The following is an 18,525-nucleotide window of genomic DNA, read 5'->3' as shown; positions in this document are numbered from 1 at the left end:
GAGGCGGTGTTGCAGGCGATGACGAGCATTTTCACGCCGGAGTCGACGAGCTCGTCCATGATGCGCAGGGCATTGGCGCGTACTTCTGCGATTTTGAGGGGGCCGTAGGGGCCGTGCGCGGTGTCGCCGACGTAGATGATGCGTTCGTGAGGCAGCTGATCCATGATGGCGCGTGCCACGGTGAGTCCACCCACACCGGAGTCGAAGACGCCGATGGGTGCCGCAGCGGTGGGGCCTACGGGCGCGGGGCTACCCCAGGGGGTGCGGGCACGGTAGGGATTGGTTGCGTCGATGCTTTCGCTCATGTGTCACCTACACTTCGTTATCGGTCGGGTACCACGTTCTATGCTAACTCGCTAAGGTTACCCTTTTAGTTCGTTCGGCGGTTAGATGAGTCGAGAACCACCATTATGTGGTTGTATATGACGATAGTTTGAGGGGTAATTCGAAAAATTCGTTCTATTCTTGCTCGTCTATCCCGCCGAGTGCTCCATCAAATGCTCCGCCGGGCGCTTCCTATTCTTCGTCGTCCAGGCCGTCGAGCATGGCGAGCATGAGCGAGTCCTGAACCCAGGAGACGAAGTTGTACACCACAGCCATGTACTCTTCCTGGGTTTCGATTTCGGAGGGGTCGGTAAACGCCGCAATATCTTCGGCGGTGTCTTCATCCACAATGTAGAGGCGGTCTGCGAGCACCAGTCGAATATCGCCGAGCGCGGCAGCCCAGGCGCGGGCGTGTTCCTCGTTCAGGCGCAGGTCGCTGGATTCAATGTCGAAGGCAAGCATGGCGAGGTTCGCACGCTTAGTTTCGCGCAGGTCGCGTTCGGTGTAGCGGCGGTATTCGGTGGCGGCCTCGTCGTCGCTGCTTGCGGCGGGTAGCAGGCGCGCCACGGCGCTATCGGCGGGGATGGTGGGGTTTTCGGTGATGCCGACCAGCGCCTCCAGCGGGTCGACGGTGCCGCCGTCGGCGGTGGTATCTGCCGGGCGCAGCAGCGCGCGCACGTCCTCGGCGAGTTCGCGGATCAGGTCGCGTTCGGCGGGTTCGAAGGAGGCGGTGTAGCCTCCGGGGGTGCGGCGGAAGGGCCGTGCCATTAGTTTTCTACTTTCTCGAAGGTTGCCAGCAGACCCCAGGCGTGCATTGCCTGGGTGTGTTTTTCGGCGTCTTCGCGTGAGCCGGTGAAGACGATTGCCTTGCCGTTATTGTGCACCTGCAGCATGAGTTCTTCGGCGCGGGCGCGGGAGTAGCCAAAGTGACTGCGGAAGACGTAGGACACGTAGGTCATGAGGTTGACGGGGTCGTTCCAGACGATGACATTCCAGGGGGTGTCTGCGGCGAGGATGTTCTCCAGGGCGGTGTCGAGGTCGGTGTCCTCGAGGGTTCCGGTGGAGAGGGTCACGGCGGTAGTGTTCATTGGTTTCCTTTGCGGCCGGTTCCCTTTGATTATACGGGCGGGTATGTGTTGCCCCGGTGTTCGTTCTATATTGCCCCGGTGTTGATTCTGCGTTGCGGCGGTGTTTATCGTGCGTTGCGTCCGTGCAGAGTGCTGGTAATTTGTCATACTACAGCACTTAGAGTCAAGAATACTTTATGTAGTGATTGACACGCCGAATTAATAGGAAAAATACCCTAATCCCCCACTACAATAAACACATGGCTACTACCTCCCTTCTCACCGACCACTACGAACTGACCATGCTCCAGGCGGCACTCGCCTCCGGCGCAGCCAACCGTAAGTGCACCTTCGAAGTCTTCACCCGCCGCCTGCCCGCAGGCCGCCGCTACGGCGTCCTCGCAGGCACCGGCCGATTCCTCGAAGGCCTCGCAAACTTCCGATTCAACGACGAAGAACTCTCCTTCCTCTCCTCCCGCAACATCGTCAACAAAGAAACCCTCTCCTACCTCGAATCCTTCACCTTCAGCGGCAACATCCGCGGCTACGCAGAAGGCGAAGCATTCTTCCCCCACTCCCCCGTCATGCAGGTCGAAGGCACCTTCGCCGAAGCGTGCGTCCTCGAAACCTACCTGCTGTCCATCCTGAACTTCGACTCCGCTGTGGCGAGCGCCGCCTCCCGCATGAGCGCAGCCGCAGGCAACCGCCCCTGCCTCGAAATGGGTTCGCGCCGCGCCCACGAACGCGCCGCCGTCTCCGCCGCACGCGCCGCCGTGATTGCGGGCTTCGCGGGCACCTCCAACCTGGAGGCCGGTCTGCGCTACGGTCTGCACACCATCGGCACCAGCGCCCACGCCTTCACCCTGCTGCACGACAGCGAGCGTGAAGCGTTCGAGGCGCAGCTGCGTTCCCTCGGCGCCCGCACTACCCTGCTCGTGGACACCTACAACGTGGACGATGCGGTCCGCCTCGGCGTGGAACTCGCCGGCGAAGAGCTCGGCGGCGTGCGCCTGGACTCCGGCGACCTGGTCGCCACCGCGGCACGTGTGCGTGAGCTGCTCGACTCGCTCGGCAACACCCACACCAAGATCACCGTCACCAGCGACCTGGACGAGTACGCTATCGCCTCTCTGGCAGCAGCACCCGTGGACTCTTACGGCGTGGGCACCAAGCTGGTCACTGGCTCCGGTGCGCCGACCTCCTCCATGGTGTACAAGGTTGTTGAGCGCGAGAACTCCGCCGGCGAAATGCAGCCGGTCGCTAAGGCTTCGGCTGGCAAGGCGTCTATCGGTGGCGCGAAGCGTGCAGCCCGCCGCCTCAACGGCATGGGCATTGCAACCGCCGAGGTTCTGGGCACCCACGAGGACCCGAACCTGCTTGAGGACACCCGCCCGCTTATGGTGGACTTCGTCCGCAACGGCGAGCTGATCCCCGGCTTCACCGGTGAGGAAGGCGTGCGCCGTGCGACCGCCCGCCACGCAGCCTCCCTGGCGGAGCTTCCCGAAGCTGCCCGCCGCCTCTCGGAGGGTGAGCCGATCATTCCGACCGAGTTCATCTAAACCACCCTTCTGAGATAGTGTTTTCACCTGGCGAACCAGAGTGAAAACTTATTCCTACTTGTAAAGGACAGACATGTCTAAGGCACTGATTATTGTTGACGTGCAGAACGATTTCTGCGCCGGCGGCGCCCTCGCCACCGAGCGCGGTGCAGACGTTGCCGCGCTGATTAGCGAATACGTGGAGAACAACCACCACCGCTACGACGCGATTGTCGCAACCCAGGACTGGCACATTGAGCCGGGTTCGCACTTCTCCGACACCCCCGACTACGTTGATTCCTGGCCGGTGCACTGCGTGGCGAAGAGTAAGGGTGCGCAGATTCACGAGAACATGGACACCGACTACATTGAGGCGTACTTCCGTAAGGGCCGCTTCGAAGCAGCGTACTCGGGTTTTGAGGGTCTTCTGGCTCCCGAGGATGAGGTCGCAACCGGCGAGCACGAGCCCGGTGCGGACGCTTCTGAGGACGGCCCGCAGACTCCCCTGTCGGAGTGGCTGGATGAGCGCGGTATCGAGTTCGTCGATGTTGTCGGTATCGCCACCGACTATTGCGTGTTTGCAACCGCTCGCGATGCGGTCGATGCAGGCTACGAGACTCGCGTGCTGCTTGACTTGACCGCGCCCGTGCACGAGGACAAGCTCGATGACGTGGTTGCCGAACTTGAAGATGAGGGCGTTGAGGTGGTTGAGGTTCTCTAACCCCCCACCAGTTCTGCCGGTGACTCGCTATCTAGGCGGGCGCTGAATACCGGGCACTTAATACACAGAGGCGGGGAGCCTGGGATGTACCATCCCAGGCTCCCCGCCTCTTATCGTCCCCATGGCCTCGCCCAACCCGCATTGAACGGAGGCTCTCTTAGCTCCCCAACCCAGCATTTTCGGGCACGCAAAAGCCCGCGAGCGCATACACACCCGCGGGCTTCCACCCCTCAACCTTTAGAGGGTGCTAAGACTAGCCCTTAGTCTCGCAGAGGTACACCTTGGCCTCGCCATCTTGGACGTTAATGCCACCCCTCATCGAGTTCATAGAGTTAGAGATTTCGCCCTGAATAACGCGCGGCGACAGGTACGAACCACCCGCGCCACCGGCACCGGAGAACTGCAGGTAGCTCACGCTCTGGCGAATACCATCAGGGTTGTTATTCCACTTCTGAATGGTCGTAATAGCAGACAGCGCCAGCGCAGCACCCGAACCGCCGCCACCGTAGCCGCCGCCACCGCCTCCGGACATTGCGAACTGGTAGCCGTTGAACTCGGCAGCGGTTTCCTCGGCGGAGAATTCGATGCGCTCGCCACCGGGCAGAGTCAGCACTTCAAGGTTCTTCGGGTCGTTATTGTCGAGCTGGTAGCTATAAGCGACAGCACCATTACCGCCCTTAGCCTTAAAGCCGGAGCCGCCCGCGTTACCTGCGGCCGAAGAGCTGTACAGCACCTGGTTATTCTGGCTGTCGTAGCTAAAGATATGGTTGGGGCTACCGGTCGGCACCTCAGGCTTAGCTGCGCCCGCGCCACCTGCACCGTTGTTTCCGCCCTTACCGCCGTCAACAGATACCTTAGTGTTCAGACTGTGGGTGTAGAACTGGGTGCCCGTGGTGGCGTCTCCACCGCGAGTGCTCAAACCGCTACCCGCAAAGCTGCGGATGGGACGAACAGTCGGATGGTAAAAATTCGTCACGCTCGCATCAAGAACAGCAGGGAAATGCTTAGCGTGAGGCGCTGAAGTGTAGGAGTAGGTGACGCCGCCGCCACCGCCACCGCCTGCAACAGCGATGACTTCGCCGTCAATCAGCAGTGCCGAGGCGCCGCCGCCGGGGTGTCCATAAACCTCAACGGTGCCCTTAGGACCGTCTTCAAGTTCCCTCCACTTGAGGGCGCCCGGGTAACGTTTGGTCACTTCAGCCACCACTTCGGCAGGCATGGTGAATCGGGGTGCGTCGCCGCCGTCGCCGTAGCCACGCCCGCCTCGTCCGGGTCCACCAGTCACAAGATTGCCCCGCCGATGGTAGTTATCTCCAGAACCGCCGCCAGCAATGACACGAACCGTCTGTCCCGGCTTCACTTCAACGATTCCGGTGGTTCGGGCGCCCGAGCCGCTTTCGTGGCCAGTGTCGCTGACTCCGCCACCACCAAAAATATCAAAGCGGATCCTATACACGTTAGCGGGGACGGTGAATTCCTCTTCTACACGATAGTCACTATATCCCCTCAAGAACTTGTGGGGACTGTCAGCAAAGACGCAGTCCAGGGATGCGGCGAACGCGGGAACAGCAGCCGAGGTGGCGATAACGGGGGCAGCCCACGCGGCACCCGCAACGACCCTGCGGCGAGAAATTTGAGTAGACATCAATGTCCTTCGGTGTGGTTAGTTCAGGTGCTCGCTCCCCTACCGCGCGCAGGGCGGCAGACGGTGCCGGGCTGATGAACCCCCGGAGGCGGGGCTCATCAGGTGCTACGCTACCGCCTCAGTTGCGAAGCGGAAAATACGGTACTTCAGGTGTGCGTGGTTGGGAAACGGTGACCTGGTGTCTCTCTATATGTGCACCGCTCATGCACTCAGCACTGCCCTTTTATTCATACTGGCCGGTGTCTAAGAACGGGGAGGTATCCGTACCGAAGATTGCGTTCGGCGCCGGATGTTACCTCCTCTTCTACCCTACAGGTATAAGGCTCTAGTTGAGGGTCATGTCTGCCTATGCGACCAAATATTACGGACACGCAAAAGCCCCGCGAGCACAAAAAACTCGCGGGGCTTCCCCCTTATCCAAAGGTATTTACGTGCTCATCTTGGTCAGGAAAGGTTGATCATACCTCACAGAGATACACCGTCGCGGTGCCCCCCTCACCATACTGCGAGCCTTTGTATGCATTATTGGCCCGAGAAATTTCACCTTCCATGACGCTCGGAGCAAGGTAAGATCCACCCGCGCCACCTGCACCGGCAAGCTGCGCAGAGCTGATGCTCTGGCGAATACCGTTAGGGTTGTTATTCCACTTCTGAGCAATCGTGATAGATGACTGCGAGAGCGCCGCGCCGGAGCCGCCACCGCCATAACCGCCGCCGCCACCGCCGGACACGATGACCTGCGCGCCGTTGAAGTATGGGGCGAGATGATAGTAGGACAGATTTTTATAGAGTCCATCGGAGTTTCGGAGAGTTTCATAGCCTTCCGCAGAGAACCCATCGTGGTTATCCAACTGGTAGCTCACAGACATTACTCCGTCGCCACCTTTTCCTTGCAGACCATTAGTACCGGGATTACCTGCGGTCGAGGAGCTATAAAGCACCTGCTTATTCTGGCTATCAAAGCTAAAGATGCTGTTGGGAGTGCCGGTCAGCACGGTCGGCTTAGCACCACCGGCGCCACCGATACCATTACCGCCACCCTTGCCACCTTCAACAGTTAGCTGAATGTTCGGGTCCTGAGCATAATATTCACGTCCGGTTGTGGCGTCACCACCGCGTGCTCGTTCCCCCGAACCGCCCACACTTTGCACAGGCGGGCGGGTCTGATTTTCCGGACCAATCATACGAACGTCGACAATTCCAGGGAAATGGTCCGAGTCAGGTTCCGTCGTGAACATTGTTGCCCGGGTGACACCACCGCCACCGCCACCAGCAACAGCGATAACCTCACCGTTGATGAGCAGAGCCGAGGAACCGCCGCCCGAGCATCCGTAGACTTCCTCCATAGGTTGCTTAGGATGCGGACCGTGATCCCAATCAGCAGCCCACACCCAGCGCTTGGATAGCTTCTTCATCACGTCATCAGGAATTCTGGAGCTGGGAACTCCACCACCGTTACCGAAACCTTGGCCACCTTGGGAACCTTCAGTCCGGTACTCATCTAAATTGTCAGCGCCGTACCCTCGGACTTCGAGCATACCGCCGCCACCTGCAATGAGCTCGATAGTTGCCGGACCAGGCACCCCAACAACTCCGGTTACTTTCGCTCCTGAGCCACCGAGAGAGCTTTTGTCAAAGCCTCCGCCACCTGCGCCACCAATAAGTTCAAAACGTATCTTATAGAAGGTAAGGCGGCTATAAAGATATTCCGTTTCTTCCCCGCGGTTATACATGTCAGCATAGGCATACATGTAAGGTTTTTCAGACACGGTGCAATCCGGTCTTGAAGCAGCATAAGCTGGCACGATTGCTGAAGCCGCAATTACGGGGGTTGCCCAGGCGGCACCCTTCACGACCTTACGGCGAGAAATATGAGACATCACTGTCCTTCAAAGGTTGGTGTAGCCGTTCTTCCAGCCTATTTCTCGCACTCGGCTCGGCAGAATAACGACTACATGGTGTTTCTTTAAGGAAACTCTTCCAATGACGGCGGCAATGCCAGACCTGGGAAGGGCTTCCACCAATAGGGTACATGAATCAGGTTTTAGAGACACCCCAAAAGGTCATAAAACACCATATCAGGACAGTTTTATGCCCACTTTGCGTCTATCCATCAGTCTCTTTCATAAGTTCAGAACACACAAAAGCCCCGCGAGCGCACACACTCGCGGGGCTTCTCTATACGTTCTATCTATGTTTTAGCGTCGGCCAACGAACCAGTCCGACAGCTTATCGAGACGCGCCTGAATCTGCTCCACAGAAGCCTGCGCGACCGCCGGGCCGCCGCAAATCTTGCGCAGCTCGTTGTGAATCACGCCGTGCGGTTTGCCCGAACGAATCGACCACGCCGCCACATTCTTCGCCAGTTTGTTGCGTAGCGCCTTCAGCTGGCGGTGATCCACCACCGAGGGTGCCGCCGTCGCGGGGCGGCGTGCCGCGTGCTCACGCTGATGCGCGCGCAGCAGCGTACCGACCTGCTCGGCGTCCAGCAGGCCCGGAATCCCCAGGAAGTCCTGCTCCTCCTCACTACCCACAGCAAGGTTGCCGGAGGCGAACTCGGCACCGTCGAACAGCACACCGTGGAAGGACGCCTCGGAGCCGAGCGCTTCAAACTTGCCCCGGGCCAGCTGCTCGGAGGCGCGTTCCTCACGGTTTGCTTCCTCGAGCAGATGGTCGTCCAGCCCCTCGACCATGGGGTCGATTTCCTGGGGTGCGCCGCGGTCGAGGGCGTGGTCGCGTTCTACTTCCATATCGTTGGCGAGCATCATCAGCTGCGGCACCGAGGGTAGGAACACGGACGCGGTTTCGCCGCGCTTGCGGGCACGCACGAAACGGCCAATCGCCTGGGCGAAGAATAGCGGGGTGCTGGTGCTGGTGGCGTACACGCCCACGGCGAGGCGGGGCACGTCCACGCCCTCGGACACCATGCGCACGGCGACCATCCACCGCTGCATGCCCTCACGGAACTCATCAATTTTCGCGGAGGCTTCGCGATCGTCCGAGAGGATCACGGCGGGGTATTCGCCGGTGATTTTTTGCAGCTGTTCGGCGTAGGCTTTGGCGTCCGCGTGGTCGGTGGCGATGACGAGCGCACCGGCGTCGGGCACGGTGCGGCGCACCTCGGTCAGACGCTTGTCAGCAGCGGCGAGCACGGTCGGAATCCACTCACCGTTAGGGTCGAGGGCTGTTCGCCACGCCTGGGAGGTAATGTCCTTGGTGAAGCCTTCGCCGAGGTTTGCCGCCATCTCCTCACCCGCGGAGGTGCGCCAACGCATCTGGCCCGAGTACGCCATAAAGATGACCGGGCGCACCACGTGGTCCTTCAGTGCGGGGCCGTAACCGTAAGAGTAGTCCGCCTTGGAACGGCGGATACCGTCATTGTCCACCTCGTAGGTGACGAACGGAATCGGGGAGGTATCCGAACGGAACGGGGTACCGGTCAGCGCCACGCGGCGGGTCGCATCGTCAAATGCCTCGCGCAGACCGTCGCCCCAGGAGAGGGAGTCACCGGCGTGGTGAATCTCATCAAAAATTACGAGGGTCTTCGTCGCCTCGGTGTTGCGGGCGTGCAGCTGCGGCTTATTCGCCACCTGCGCGTAGGTCAGCGCCACGCCCTTGTAGTGGCGGCTGATGGTCACGTCCGCGTTCTTGAAGTTCGGGTCAATGGGAATACCAACCTTCGCGGCGGCGTCAGCCCACTGCTTTTTCAGGTGGTCGGTGGGCGCCACAACGATGAGCTGGCGGACCGTGCCGCGGTTGAACAGTTCCTTGGCGAGGGTCAGCGCGAAGGTGGTTTTACCCGCACCGGGGGTTGCAACTGCCATGAAGTCGCGGGGGTTGGTTTCGAAGTACTTCTGCATGGCTTCTGCCTGCCAGGCACGCAGGCTGACGGAAGTACCCCAGGGGGCGCGGTCGGGGTATGCCGGGGAGAGCTTCGGCTTCACCATACTGTCGAATAGTGTGGGTTCCTCTGCGGGTGCGCTCATTCTCTCCTTCTTCCTCGTCTGCCTCTGCTGGTTCCCTCTGCCGACTCAGAGCTAGTTGCCTCAGCGCAGACACCTCTCCCCCTCTTGGAGGTGGGCGTCTGGTGTTCCTGATGCTCTGGTGTTTCTGGCGTTCTGGCGGTCCGGGCACAGCGAGGTTAAATTCTAGCACCACATCCGCGGGTTGGGCCGGGCTGTGGTGCAAGAATTTGGCGCTCGTCAGCAAAGTCTCATGAGGCGTTTAGAACCTTCGATCTTCGCAGCTGAGCATGTTATTCAGATGTATTGTCTAGCGCCTATTATTCGCCGGAGCCGTTGTCGCCGTCGTTGCCGGGTGCGAGGCCTTCGTAGATTTCCTTGCACTGGGGGCAGACGGGGAACTTCTGCGGGTCGCGGCCGGGTACCCACATTTTGCCGCAGAGGGCGCGCACGGGTTCGCCGGTCAGTGCCGATTCGAGGATCTTTTCCTTGCGTACGTAGTGGGAGAAGCGCTCGTGGTCGCCGGGCTCAGAAAGCTGGGTTTCTTCGCGTTCGAGCAGTGCGGTGCCGCCTGCGGTTCCGGGGCCAAAGGGGTCTTCGATGCCTTCGATCGAGCTCATGTTTCTCCTTGATGATGAGGTGGGATACATAGGGTGAGGGGTGCCGCCGCATGGGTGGGCGGTCGGCGCCTTCTCTATTTTAGTAGCTGTTGGCAGGTGCTGAGCCCACGGGCGGTCAATATGGAGGCAGGCCACAGCTGGGCCATAGGCTCTTAGGTATTGCGGTGAGCTTCTTTCCGTCAGAAGTTCGGGGCTAGAATTTCGGGCGGCATAGAAGCATAGAAAAGGGGTTCCGCGCCAGGCGTAGTACCTAACACGGAACCCCTCTCGTTTATTCCTGATGTGCTGGAGCTTCGACTCTTGTTAGTTCGCTTGGAAACGTGCCACGCGTTCCAGCATCTTGGAGCTGACCTTGTCGTAGCGGTGACCGCCCCACGCCACGCCACCCACGAGCAGTGCGGCACCAATCAGGAGCTGAATCAAGCCACCGAAGACGAGGGTTAGTAGATCTTGGGTCACGAAAATGTACACAACAACCGAGATACCGCCGGGTAGCGCGCTGAGCATCACCAGAATTACGGTGAGCATGAGCAGCAACTGATTAGCGAAGCCCTCATTGTTCTTCGGGTTCTTGAACGGGTTAGCACCCGGAGGCGCCACGGGCGGGCTAATGAAGGTGTCCATCACGCTACCCATACCAGCCGCTGCGGCGAGCACGCCCAGCTGGTGCATCAGCACGATGGGGAAAAGCTCCAGGTGTCCATTTGCCGCTGAGGCGACGAACACCATCACCACCACGATCGGAACCATCAGGATGCTGTAACCCCAAAGACGGCCGAGACGATCGTCAATACCGCGTAGCGGGGAGAGCACGTGCAGGCTGAATGCGGTGTTGTCGTAGGAGACGAGATAGCACATGTAGTAGCCGGTGAAGACGGTGCAGAAGTACATCCAGAATCCGAAGAGCTGCATCACGCCACTATTGATGATCTGGTTAGCTTCAGCCGCGTTGACGCCGTTAAAACTGGCCCGACTTTCGAAGGAGCCTACAGAGCTCAGGAACAGGGGCATAGCCACCGTCAGTATCAGGTAAAGCATGGCGGTGCTTGCGGTCAGCAGCTGCAGACGGTTGTCTTTCAGAAATGAGTGCAGGGTTCGTGCCGCCACGGCGCCACGCGGGGTTGCGGGGAACCGTGCCAACAGACCCAAATCACCTGCGGCGACTTCGGCAGCGCTGGCGTGGTGCGCGCTACCGCCCACATTCGCCATGGAGCGTGCCAGGTTCTTACCCCACAGCCACCATCCGCCAGCCAGGTAGACGAGGGTCAGAGCCAGGCAACCAAGGGCGGTACCCATATTGCCGGTCGCCATAAAGTAGGGCACCGCAAATGCCGACCCGAAGGGCGTCACGCTGAGCCACGGCAGGTAGGGCAGCACCTCTTCCCAGTGCTTGGTCAGGTAGGTTATCGTTCCACCGAAGATAAAGCCGGCGCTCATCATCAGTAGCATGGCAACGATCATCAGGGTGTTGGCGATGCGCGGGTTATCATTCAGCGCCATGCCCAGGCGGTTGGCGAGACGAGCCCACACCATGAGGTTCGCAAGGCCGAGCACGCAGCAGATGAGGTACACGACCAGCGCGAGCGGTTGCGATATAAACGCGATCGCACCCAGCAGCACGGCAATGATGCTGGCGATGCCGGGGATACCCACGAACCCGCCGAGGAACTGGCCCTTCTGCAGGGTGGAGGGTTTGATGGGGAAGAGCACGAATCGGCTCTCGTCCAAGGTGCCGTCCAGTCCGCTGAAGAAGATAGGGACGATAGCCCAGGCGAGCGCAATAACCGCGCCTACCAGGAGGGTTCCGAGCTGACCGTATTCGGGTACCTCCGAGTTAGCGATAACGTATGCGGAGCCGAGGCCGAAGAGCATACCGCCCGCATAAAGCGCCGCAAAAATCAGGCCGATGAGCGCCCAGATGCTTCGGCGGAAGGAAGCGAGCACATACTGCCACTTTAGTGAGACGAGGTGCCCAACCATGACAATCCTTCCGAGGAGGTGCGGCCGCCGACCAGCTGCACAAATCGTTCTTCAAGGCTCACGCCGGCGCGTACTTCGTCGACGGTTCCGGCGGCGAGAATACGGCCGGAGTCCATGACGGCTACGTGGTCGCACAGGCGCTGAACGAGGTCCATCACATGCGAGGAGATAATGACAGTTCCGCCGGAGGCAACGAAGCCACGCAGAATGTCCTGAATATTGGCGGCAGAAACCGGGTCGACCGCTTCGAAAGGCTCATCCAGGATCAGTACGGAGGGCGCGTGAACGAGAGCGGCGGCGAGCCCAATCTTCTTGGTCATACCGGCGGAGTAGTCGGCAACGGCACGACCCGCAGCGTCGGTCAGGTCCATGGCCGCGAGCAGATCCTTAACGCGGGAGGCGACGGTTTCCTTATCGATTCCGTGCAGGTAGCCGGAGTAGGTGATGAGCTGCTCGCCGGTGAGCTTGTCGAAGAGGTGCACGCCGTCGGGCAGCACGCCCAGGTGTGCTTTCGCCTTGAGCGGGTCGGTCCACATGTCGATGCCGCGCACGTACGCGGTGCCCTCAGTGGGCTGAAGCATACCGGTGACCATGGAGATGGTGGTGGTCTTACCGGCACCATTGCGGCCGACCAGTCCGTAGAAGGATCCGGAGGGGATGTCGAGGTTGATGCGGTCGACGGCGACCTTCTGACCGAATGCCTTGGTGAGGCCGCGGATTTCGATTGCGGGGCGAGCGCCAGCCGCCGGTGCGGTCTGCGGGGTGACGGGTAGCTGAGGTGCTACCGATGCGGGTACGGAAGCTTCCGGGGCTACAGGTTCAGAAGCTACAGCCTCGGGTACTGCCGCGGCAGGGGTTGCCACGGTGGGGTTTGCGGGTGCCTCTACTGCGGTCTCTTGTACCGGGTTCTGCGGTGAACCTGGCTCGTTCAGATTGGGGTCCTGGGGAAAGTGACTAGTGTTCATATTTTTACCCTACCACCCCCCATGAGGTCTAGCAGGTTTGGTGATGAAACCTGCATTATTAAGTACTCACAATGCATAATATGGACATTCTGGGGTGCTATGTGTAGCGTCCTAGCGCTCTATCAGACAGGTTGAGTCGCCTGCTCTCCCCCACCTCACAACCGCGAAAAACCACAAACGCAGAACGGGCTACCGCCCACCCAGCAGCACGAGTGCAAAGGTAGACGATAGCCCGTCCGTATTCAAAGTTTCAGCCGGTTAGACCGGCTCAGATCCCTTCGCGAGCTGTTTTTAGAACAGCGCCATGGTCAGCGCCGCACGTGCCTTCACGGTGCGCGGGTCAGATGCACCCACCACGTCGAAGAGCTGCACGAGGCGCTCGCGCACGCGCGCCTTATCGTCGGGGCCGACCGCGCTGAACAGGCGCAGCAGACGGTTGTAGGCGTCCTCCACATGACCGCCGACCAGGTCCAGGTCGGCTACGTTGAACGCGGCGTCAATGTTCAGGGGGTCTGCCGCGGCCGCCGCGCGTTCGGTTGCCATGTTCAGGTCCTTCACGCGGGCAAGCAGTTCAACCTGTTCCAGGCCGAGCTTCGCTTCCTTATCGCCGGGGTTCTCGGCAATTGCCTTGCGGTATGCGGCGCGTGCACCCTCCAGGTCGCCGCGGTCGAGGGCGGCGACGGCTTCTGCGTGCAGGGGCGGCAGGGGCTTTTCATCTTCGGGAACGACCGGGTCGAAGCCGCCGGGCAGCTGGTACTGCGCCGCGAGCTGCAGAACCTGGGAGAGCACATCCCCGAGGTCTTCTGCACTGACCGGGCCGGTGTAAATCGGTGCCGGGCGGCCAGCCAGAACGGCAACGCCAGCGGGCACGCCGCTCACGCCGAATGCCTGGGCAGCCTCGGGGAGCTTGGTGACGTCCACGGCGGCGCAAATCATGGTGCCTGCGGCGGAGTCGACGAGCTTCTGCACGCCTTCGAGCATCTGCAGTGAGGAGGGCGAGTGCGGCGCGTAGAGCGCGAAAATCACGGCACCCTGGCTGGAGAGCTGCACGAACTTCTGGAACTCTTCGGGGGTGTTGACCTCGTAGCGCCAGGTGGGTGCGGAGGGGGTCTGTTCGCCAGCAGACTGTGCCGCGTTGGGGTTCAGTTCCATGGCGTTACGTACGGAGGCGGGAATCTCCTGTGCCGCACCGCCCTGCGCGCCGTTACCCTGCACTGCACCGTTCTGTGCTGCGTTCTGGGATGCGCCGCGGTCTGCCGGATCAAAAATAATGCTCATCCTGGGCTCCTTTACGTTCTGTATCTTCTTGCGTGCGGGCTACCCTCACGCGTTCCTTCCTCTATTATCCCCACAACGCACCGTTGCGAACGCCCGTTCTATGCCGCCTACGCTCTGAGCTCATGCCGAGGATAGCGTTGGGACTAGTGTCTAGACCGCCTCACTGATACCTTTCCCACCTGCGCTCCCATACCTCTAACGTTCACCGTTGACGCCGTAACAAAGTAAACCAGCCGGTAGAATGGCACAGTAGAGAAAAAATACCCGGAATGATCCGGAAAGGAAGAGCATGAGCGAGAAGAAAGCCTCAGCAGCTCCCGAAGAGACGTCATCGTCTGACGAGCCACGCAAGAAGGAATCCCTCACCGACCAGATTACGGAGACCTTCAGTGAGCTGACCGAAAGCATCAGCCAGGTGCGTTCCAACCGCCGCCGTGCGTCCATGCCTCCTACGGATACTATTCCGGTGGTCCCCGCCGCTTCTGAGGATGCTCCCCCAGCGCCGAAGGTGGTCGGCAACGGCAAGACCTCGATGATGCACAACCCGGTTGCGTTCGGTTTCCTCATGACCGTTGGCGTGGGTCTGGCGCTCTTCGCCTACTACATTTTCAATAATGTGGGTGCCCTGGTGGGTTGGGTGACCGGCGCTATTTTCATTGCTCTGGGTCTGGACCCGATTGTGCGTCGCCTGGAGTCCTGGGGCATTAAGCGCGGTATCGGTGTGATTGCTGTGCTTGCTGGTTTTGCTGGCGCCGTGACCGGTCTGGTCATGACCATTGGCCCGATTATTAGCGAGCAGGCATCTAAGTTTGTTCAGTACGCGCCGGGTATCTATCAGAACACGATTGATTCTGATTGGTACCACGAGCTTGATCAGCGCTTTAACATCAGCAGCTGGGTGAATGAGAACGTCCCGAAGTTCTTGGAGTCGACTTTCTCTTCGTCTCAGGTCAATAGCTTCATGTCGAGCCTGGTTTCTGCGGGTTCTACTCTGGCGCAGAGCGTGACCGGCGTAATTATTGTCTTGTTCCTGTCCCTGTACTTCCTCACCTCGATGGACACCATCAAGGCGTGGGGTGTTCGTCTGGCGCCGGCTTCTAAGCGTGTGCGCGTCAAGTACATTACCGACAAGATTACTGAGTCGGTGGGTAACTACGTGATGGGTCAGGCTCTGGTTGCTGTTCTGAATGCTTTTGTGGCGTTCTTTATTATGCTGTTTCTGGGCTTTAGCTTCCCGCAGTTGATGGCTTTGGTGGTCATGATTCTGGCGTTCATTCCGCTGGTTGGTGGCGTGATTGCGCTGATTTTGACCTCGCTGATTCTGCTGACTCAGGGCTGGAGTATGGCGCTGTGGTTTGCGGTGGCGTACTTCCTGTACCTGCAGGTGGAGGCGTACCTGATTTCTCCGCGTATTATGGCTCGTGCGGTGTCGGTTCCTGCCGGTGTTGCGATTATTTCGGTGGCTGCCGGTGGCGCTCTCTGGGGCGTGCTGGGTGCTCTGATTGCTATTCCTGTGGCAGCTTCCATGCTGATTCTGGTTCGCGAGGTGTTCATTCCTCGCCAGGACCAGCTGTAGTCACCTCTAGGTTTCTCTACGCGCTCGTTGCTCTCCCCTAGGGCAGGCATCGAGCTTAGATACGAAGGCGGCGGCTTTGGATGTTCTATCCAAAGCCGCCGCCTTTACGTTTATGCGCTGAGCGTTTAGAGCTCAGTAATTTCTTCTGCCACCGCACCGTTGTACTCGGTGGGCAGTTCAGTGGGCACACCGGTTACGATGCTGACAATAGTGTTCAGGACCTGCTGCACGGACTTCTCGCCCACCCACAGGTGCTTGCAACCCTCGAAGGGAAGAACCTGGGTGCGCGGTACCGCCGCGAAACGCTCACGCGCCGCCGGAGGCTGCAGGTAGTCGTCGTGCTCAGGCACCAGCGCGTACAGCGGGTTCGAGATCTTGTTCCACTCATCCAGCTCAGCCGGGTGCACGCGGTGCAGCGGCGGGGAGAGCAAAATAGCGCCGGTGAACTCGTTCGCGTATTCGGGGGCGTACTTGAGCACCAGCTCGGTGCCGAAGGACCAGCCGACCAGCCAGGGGTTCGGCAGGGCGCGCTCGCGCACGAACTTCAGGATTGCATCGAAGTCCTTCTTCTCGGCAAAGCCGCCGTCAAAGACGCCTTCGCTGGTGCCGCGAATCGAGGAGGTGCCGCGAGTGTTGAAGCGCAGCACAGCGATGTTCGACAGCGCCGGCAGACGGAAAGACGCCTTCTTGTACACGTGGGAGTCCATGTAGCCGCCGTGGGTGGGCAGCGGGTGGAAGGTCACCAGGGTTGCCTTGATTTCGCCTTCGGGCAGGGCGAGTTCACCGACGAGGCGCTTGCCGTCCGCGGTGGTGACGGTGAAGTTCTCGCGGCGTGCCGGCAGAACGGTGCGTGCCTTAATGGGGGTGGGCTCAGCGGCGGTGCTGAAGACGTAGCGGGCGGGATCGAATTCCTGCTCGCGGGTAATATCGGCGGTGTTGCTCATTGCGTTCCTTCAAGAATCGGATTCGAGAATGTGGACTAGGGTCTTTGGTCTTTGGTCTTTGGCTACACCTAAAGTGCAGTGTTCAGCTTATTTGCGGCGGGTGCGCCAGCAGTGCTGATGCCAGTGCCTGCGTTCATCAATGGCGCGGCTACGCCCCATCGTGTGGCTTTCCTGCCACACCACCAGGTGCGCGGTTCTGGGCGGAATCGGGCGGTAGCATTCGGGGCAGGTGTAGGTTTTTTGGGCGTTGACGGCGGGAATGTATTGCACCAGCCAGTCGCCGTATCGGTCACGTTCCAGTCGGGGCGCAGGGTCCAGGATCCTGCTGATATCACGCCCTGCGGGTGCTTGACGGTGCCACTTATCGCTGGTGGTGCCGGATGCTCGCCTGCCGGGATGATTCTTACGTGCCATGAGCCCTATTCTACCGCGCCCCGCAGCCTTCTCTATCTACCAGCCTCGCCGCTGTTCGCTCTGCGCTCTTCTGAGTTCTCACGCCTCTTCTCCTCCGCTTTACATCCTGCGCTGGTTCCCTAGCTCATACCCTCACCTGCTAGAGCCAAACACTTGTACCTGCTAGAGTGGACGGATGCGTATTGTCATTGCTGAATGCTCCGTAGATTATGAGGGCCGCCTCCGCGCCCACCTGCCCCGCGCTACCCGCCTGCTGATGGTCAAGAATGACGGCTCCGTCCTCATTCACTCCGACGGCGGTTCCTACAAGCCCCTGAACTGGATGAGCCCTCCCTGCTCCCTGCTGGTGGCTGATCGTGAGGACGTTCCGCAGAGCATCCGTGAGGACCTGGAATCCGATGTTCAGCAGCTGTGGACCGTTCAGGCGGCGAAGAGCGATGACCGCCTCATGATTCGCATCTACAAGATTGAGCACGAGCACGCCACCGACCTGGGTATTGACCCCGGCCTCATTAAGGACGGCGTGGAGGCTGACCTGCAGCGCCTGCTCGCCGAGCAGATCCACACTCTCGGCGAGGGCTATTCGCTGGTGCGCCGCGAGTACCCGACCGCTATCGGTCCGGTCGACATCATGGCGAAGGACGCGCACGGCGTCTCTGTGGCGGTCGAGCTCAAGCGTGTGGGTGATATCGATGGCGTGGAGCAGCTGACCCGCTACCTGGAGTTGCTCAACCGTGACCCGCTGCTGGCTCCGGTGCGCGGTGTATTTGCGGCGCAGACGATTAAGCCGCAGGCGCGCACCTTGGCTGAGGACCGCGGCATCCGCTGCGTGAGCCTGGATTACGACGCGATGCGCGGCGTAGACGACTCGGCTGACCGCCTGTTCTAAACGGCTCTAGCTAAACAGTTCTAGCTAGGCGGCTACACATAGCTTGAGGGGCGCCTCCCACCCATGGGAGGCGCCCCTTATTCTATGCACACGACCGACCTCAGATACACCCGAGCCCAGATACACCAATCGCCGGTGTCCCTCCCCTTTACGGGGTGGAACACCGGCGAGGTGTACACAGCGGCTAATTCCCTCTGCGGAGAACCGGCTTTAGATCTGTGCGTGCTTTGCAGCGATGGTCACGTGATCGTTCGAGACGGTCAAGAAACCTGCGTTGAGGATGGTCTTAATGGTCTCACCCTCAACAGGTTCAATGAGCAGCTCGCCGTCCTGTGCCAGCAGCGTGCAGGTGGGGATCATACCCGGCAGGATGCCGAGGTCACCGCTGACGGAGCGTGCACGAACGTACTTCGCTTCGCCAGTCCACACGACGCGTTCGCGGGAAACAACTTCAACTTTCAGAGCCATGATTACTTAGCTCCAGTCTGTGCCTTGATTTCCTCGTAGCGGCGCATAACGTCGTCCATACCACCAATGTTGTAGAACGCCTGCTCGGGGATGTGGTCGACATCGCCGTTGCAGATCATCTGGAAGGACTCGAT

Annotated in this window: 16 protein-coding genes and 1 pseudogene; 4 read left to right on the top strand and 13 right to left on the bottom strand. The window is 60.2% G+C overall.

The window, feature by feature from the left end:
- The 3 genes and pseudogenes from RWZ58_RS08500 to clpS all read right to left on the bottom strand — a co-directional run.
- Positions 1-305: pseudogene (locus RWZ58_RS08500) on the bottom strand (glutamate racemase); the annotation flags it as partial.
- Between the two features lie 211 nt (positions 306-516).
- A complete protein-coding gene (locus RWZ58_RS08495) occupies positions 517-1,092 on the bottom strand; it encodes a DUF2017 domain-containing protein (RefSeq protein WP_314075879.1) in 576 nt (191 codons plus the stop codon).
- The gene (gene clpS, locus RWZ58_RS08490; protein ID WP_296546605.1) at positions 1,092-1,412 is read right to left on the bottom strand and encodes an ATP-dependent Clp protease adapter ClpS; all 321 of its coding nucleotides are present in this window, start codon (positions 1,410-1,412) and stop codon (positions 1,092-1,094) included. The genes RWZ58_RS08495 and clpS overlap by 1 nt, the downstream gene beginning before the upstream one ends.
- A 239-nt stretch (positions 1,413-1,651) precedes the next feature.
- On the opposite strand from clpS, the gene RWZ58_RS08485 reads away from it, so the two are divergent.
- Complete coding sequence (locus tag RWZ58_RS08485) at positions 1,652-2,950, top strand: nicotinate phosphoribosyltransferase (protein ID WP_049340635.1); 1,299 nt, start codon at positions 1,652-1,654, stop codon at positions 2,948-2,950.
- Between the two features lie 73 nt (positions 2,951-3,023).
- A complete protein-coding gene (locus tag RWZ58_RS08480; RefSeq protein WP_314658349.1) occupies positions 3,024-3,650 on the top strand; it encodes an isochorismatase family protein in 627 nt (208 codons plus the stop codon).
- A gap of 253 nt (positions 3,651-3,903) precedes the next feature.
- On the opposite strand, the gene RWZ58_RS08475 is transcribed toward RWZ58_RS08480, so the two are convergent.
- The 7 genes from RWZ58_RS08475 to RWZ58_RS08445 form a co-directional block, all read right to left on the bottom strand.
- Positions 3,904-5,295: a transcriptional initiation protein Tat gene (locus RWZ58_RS08475; RefSeq protein WP_314658348.1), complete on the bottom strand. Its 1,392-nt coding sequence runs from the start codon at positions 5,293-5,295 to the stop codon at positions 3,904-3,906.
- A 458-nt stretch (positions 5,296-5,753) separates the two neighbouring features.
- Entirely contained in the window at positions 5,754-7,175 is a 1,422-nt protein-coding gene (locus RWZ58_RS08470) for a transcriptional initiation protein Tat (protein ID WP_314658347.1), read from the bottom strand.
- Positions 7,176-7,493: 318 nt separating this feature from the next.
- Positions 7,494-9,281, bottom strand: coding sequence for a DEAD/DEAH box helicase (locus tag RWZ58_RS08465; RefSeq protein WP_314658346.1), 1,788 nt, complete (start codon positions 9,279-9,281; stop codon positions 7,494-7,496).
- Positions 9,282-9,577: 296 nt separating this feature from the next.
- Positions 9,578-9,877, bottom strand: a complete 300-nt coding sequence (locus tag RWZ58_RS08460; RefSeq protein ID WP_005506434.1) for a DUF3039 domain-containing protein — start codon at positions 9,875-9,877, stop codon at positions 9,578-9,580.
- Positions 9,878-10,180: 303 nt separating this feature from the next.
- Positions 10,181-11,857: a transporter gene (locus tag RWZ58_RS08455; protein ID WP_314658345.1), complete on the bottom strand. Its 1,677-nt coding sequence runs from the start codon at positions 11,855-11,857 to the stop codon at positions 10,181-10,183.
- Positions 11,833-12,822 (bottom strand): ABC transporter ATP-binding protein, encoded by a 990-nt coding sequence (locus RWZ58_RS08450; RefSeq protein WP_314658344.1) that lies wholly within the window; start codon positions 12,820-12,822, stop codon positions 11,833-11,835. Before RWZ58_RS08450 ends, RWZ58_RS08455 begins: the two co-directional genes overlap by 25 nt.
- 291 nt (positions 12,823-13,113) lie before the next feature.
- A complete protein-coding gene (locus RWZ58_RS08445; RefSeq protein ID WP_314658343.1) occupies positions 13,114-14,100 on the bottom strand; it encodes a tetratricopeptide repeat protein in 987 nt (328 codons plus the stop codon).
- Positions 14,101-14,389: 289 nt separating this feature from the next.
- On the opposite strand from RWZ58_RS08445, the gene RWZ58_RS08440 reads away from it, so the two are divergent.
- Entirely contained in the window at positions 14,390-15,676 is a 1,287-nt protein-coding gene (locus tag RWZ58_RS08440; protein WP_314658342.1) for an AI-2E family transporter, read from the top strand.
- Between the two features lie 125 nt (positions 15,677-15,801).
- On the opposite strand, the gene RWZ58_RS08435 is transcribed toward RWZ58_RS08440, so the two are convergent.
- Positions 15,802-16,620, bottom strand: coding sequence for an alpha/beta fold hydrolase (locus RWZ58_RS08435; RefSeq protein ID WP_314658341.1), 819 nt, complete (start codon positions 16,618-16,620; stop codon positions 15,802-15,804).
- An 87-nt stretch (positions 16,621-16,707) separates the two neighbouring features.
- Positions 16,708-17,034 carry an ATP/GTP-binding protein gene (locus tag RWZ58_RS08430; protein WP_080562540.1) on the bottom strand — a complete coding sequence of 109 codons (327 nt, stop codon included), beginning with the start codon at positions 17,032-17,034 and terminating at the stop codon, positions 16,708-16,710.
- A gap of 175 nt (positions 17,035-17,209) precedes the next feature.
- On the opposite strand from RWZ58_RS08430, the gene nucS reads away from it, so the two are divergent.
- The gene (nucS, locus tag RWZ58_RS08425) at positions 17,210-17,923 is read left to right on the top strand and encodes an endonuclease NucS (RefSeq protein ID WP_314658339.1); all 714 of its coding nucleotides are present in this window, start codon (positions 17,210-17,212) and stop codon (positions 17,921-17,923) included.
- A 210-nt stretch (positions 17,924-18,133) separates the two neighbouring features.
- Here the strand turns inward: nucS and RWZ58_RS08420 are convergent, their stop codons facing one another.
- A complete protein-coding gene (locus RWZ58_RS08420; protein ID WP_070830509.1) occupies positions 18,134-18,391 on the bottom strand; it encodes a F0F1 ATP synthase subunit epsilon in 258 nt (85 codons plus the stop codon).
- Positions 18,392-18,525 lie beyond the last annotated feature (134 nt).

Source organism: uncultured Rothia sp. (assembly GCF_963544205.1).
Lineage (GTDB): Bacteria > Actinomycetota > Actinomycetes > Actinomycetales > Micrococcaceae > Rothia.
This window is presented reverse-complemented; position numbering and strand designations above follow the sequence as displayed.

Excerpts from the sequence above, each read along its gene's own strand:
- RWZ58_RS08420 (WP_070830509.1), bottom strand. The coding sequence starts at position 18,391 with ATGGCTCTGAAAGTTGAAGTTGTTTCCCGCGAACGCGTCGTGTGGACT.
- RWZ58_RS08460 (WP_005506434.1), bottom strand. The coding sequence starts at position 9,877 with ATGAGCTCGATCGAAGGCATCGAAGACCCCTTTGGCCCCGGAACCGCA.
- clpS (WP_296546605.1), bottom strand. The coding sequence starts at position 1,412 with ATGAACACTACCGCCGTGACCCTCTCCACCGGAACCCTCGAGGACACC.
- RWZ58_RS08480 (WP_314658349.1), top strand. The coding sequence starts at position 3,024 with ATGTCTAAGGCACTGATTATTGTTGACGTGCAGAACGATTTCTGCGCC.
- RWZ58_RS08495 (WP_314075879.1), bottom strand. The coding sequence starts at position 1,092 with ATGGCACGGCCCTTCCGCCGCACCCCCGGAGGCTACACCGCCTCCTTC.
- RWZ58_RS08450 (WP_314658344.1), bottom strand. The coding sequence starts at position 12,822 with ATGAACACTAGTCACTTTCCCCAGGACCCCAATCTGAACGAGCCAGGT.
- RWZ58_RS08470 (WP_314658347.1), bottom strand. The coding sequence starts at position 7,175 with ATGTCTCATATTTCTCGCCGTAAGGTCGTGAAGGGTGCCGCCTGGGCA.
- RWZ58_RS08475 (WP_314658348.1), bottom strand. The coding sequence starts at position 5,295 with ATGTCTACTCAAATTTCTCGCCGCAGGGTCGTTGCGGGTGCCGCGTGG.
- RWZ58_RS08455 (WP_314658345.1), bottom strand. The coding sequence starts at position 11,857 with ATGGTTGGGCACCTCGTCTCACTAAAGTGGCAGTATGTGCTCGCTTCC.
- RWZ58_RS08445 (WP_314658343.1), bottom strand. The coding sequence starts at position 14,100 with ATGAGCATTATTTTTGATCCGGCAGACCGCGGCGCATCCCAGAACGCA.
- nucS (WP_314658339.1), top strand. The coding sequence starts at position 17,210 with ATGCGTATTGTCATTGCTGAATGCTCCGTAGATTATGAGGGCCGCCTC.
- RWZ58_RS08440 (WP_314658342.1), top strand. The coding sequence starts at position 14,390 with ATGAGCGAGAAGAAAGCCTCAGCAGCTCCCGAAGAGACGTCATCGTCT.
- RWZ58_RS08465 (WP_314658346.1), bottom strand. The coding sequence starts at position 9,281 with ATGAGCGCACCCGCAGAGGAACCCACACTATTCGACAGTATGGTGAAG.
- RWZ58_RS08485 (WP_049340635.1), top strand. The coding sequence starts at position 1,652 with ATGGCTACTACCTCCCTTCTCACCGACCACTACGAACTGACCATGCTC.
- RWZ58_RS08430 (WP_080562540.1), bottom strand. The coding sequence starts at position 17,034 with ATGGCACGTAAGAATCATCCCGGCAGGCGAGCATCCGGCACCACCAGC.
- RWZ58_RS08435 (WP_314658341.1), bottom strand. The coding sequence starts at position 16,620 with ATGAGCAACACCGCCGATATTACCCGCGAGCAGGAATTCGATCCCGCC.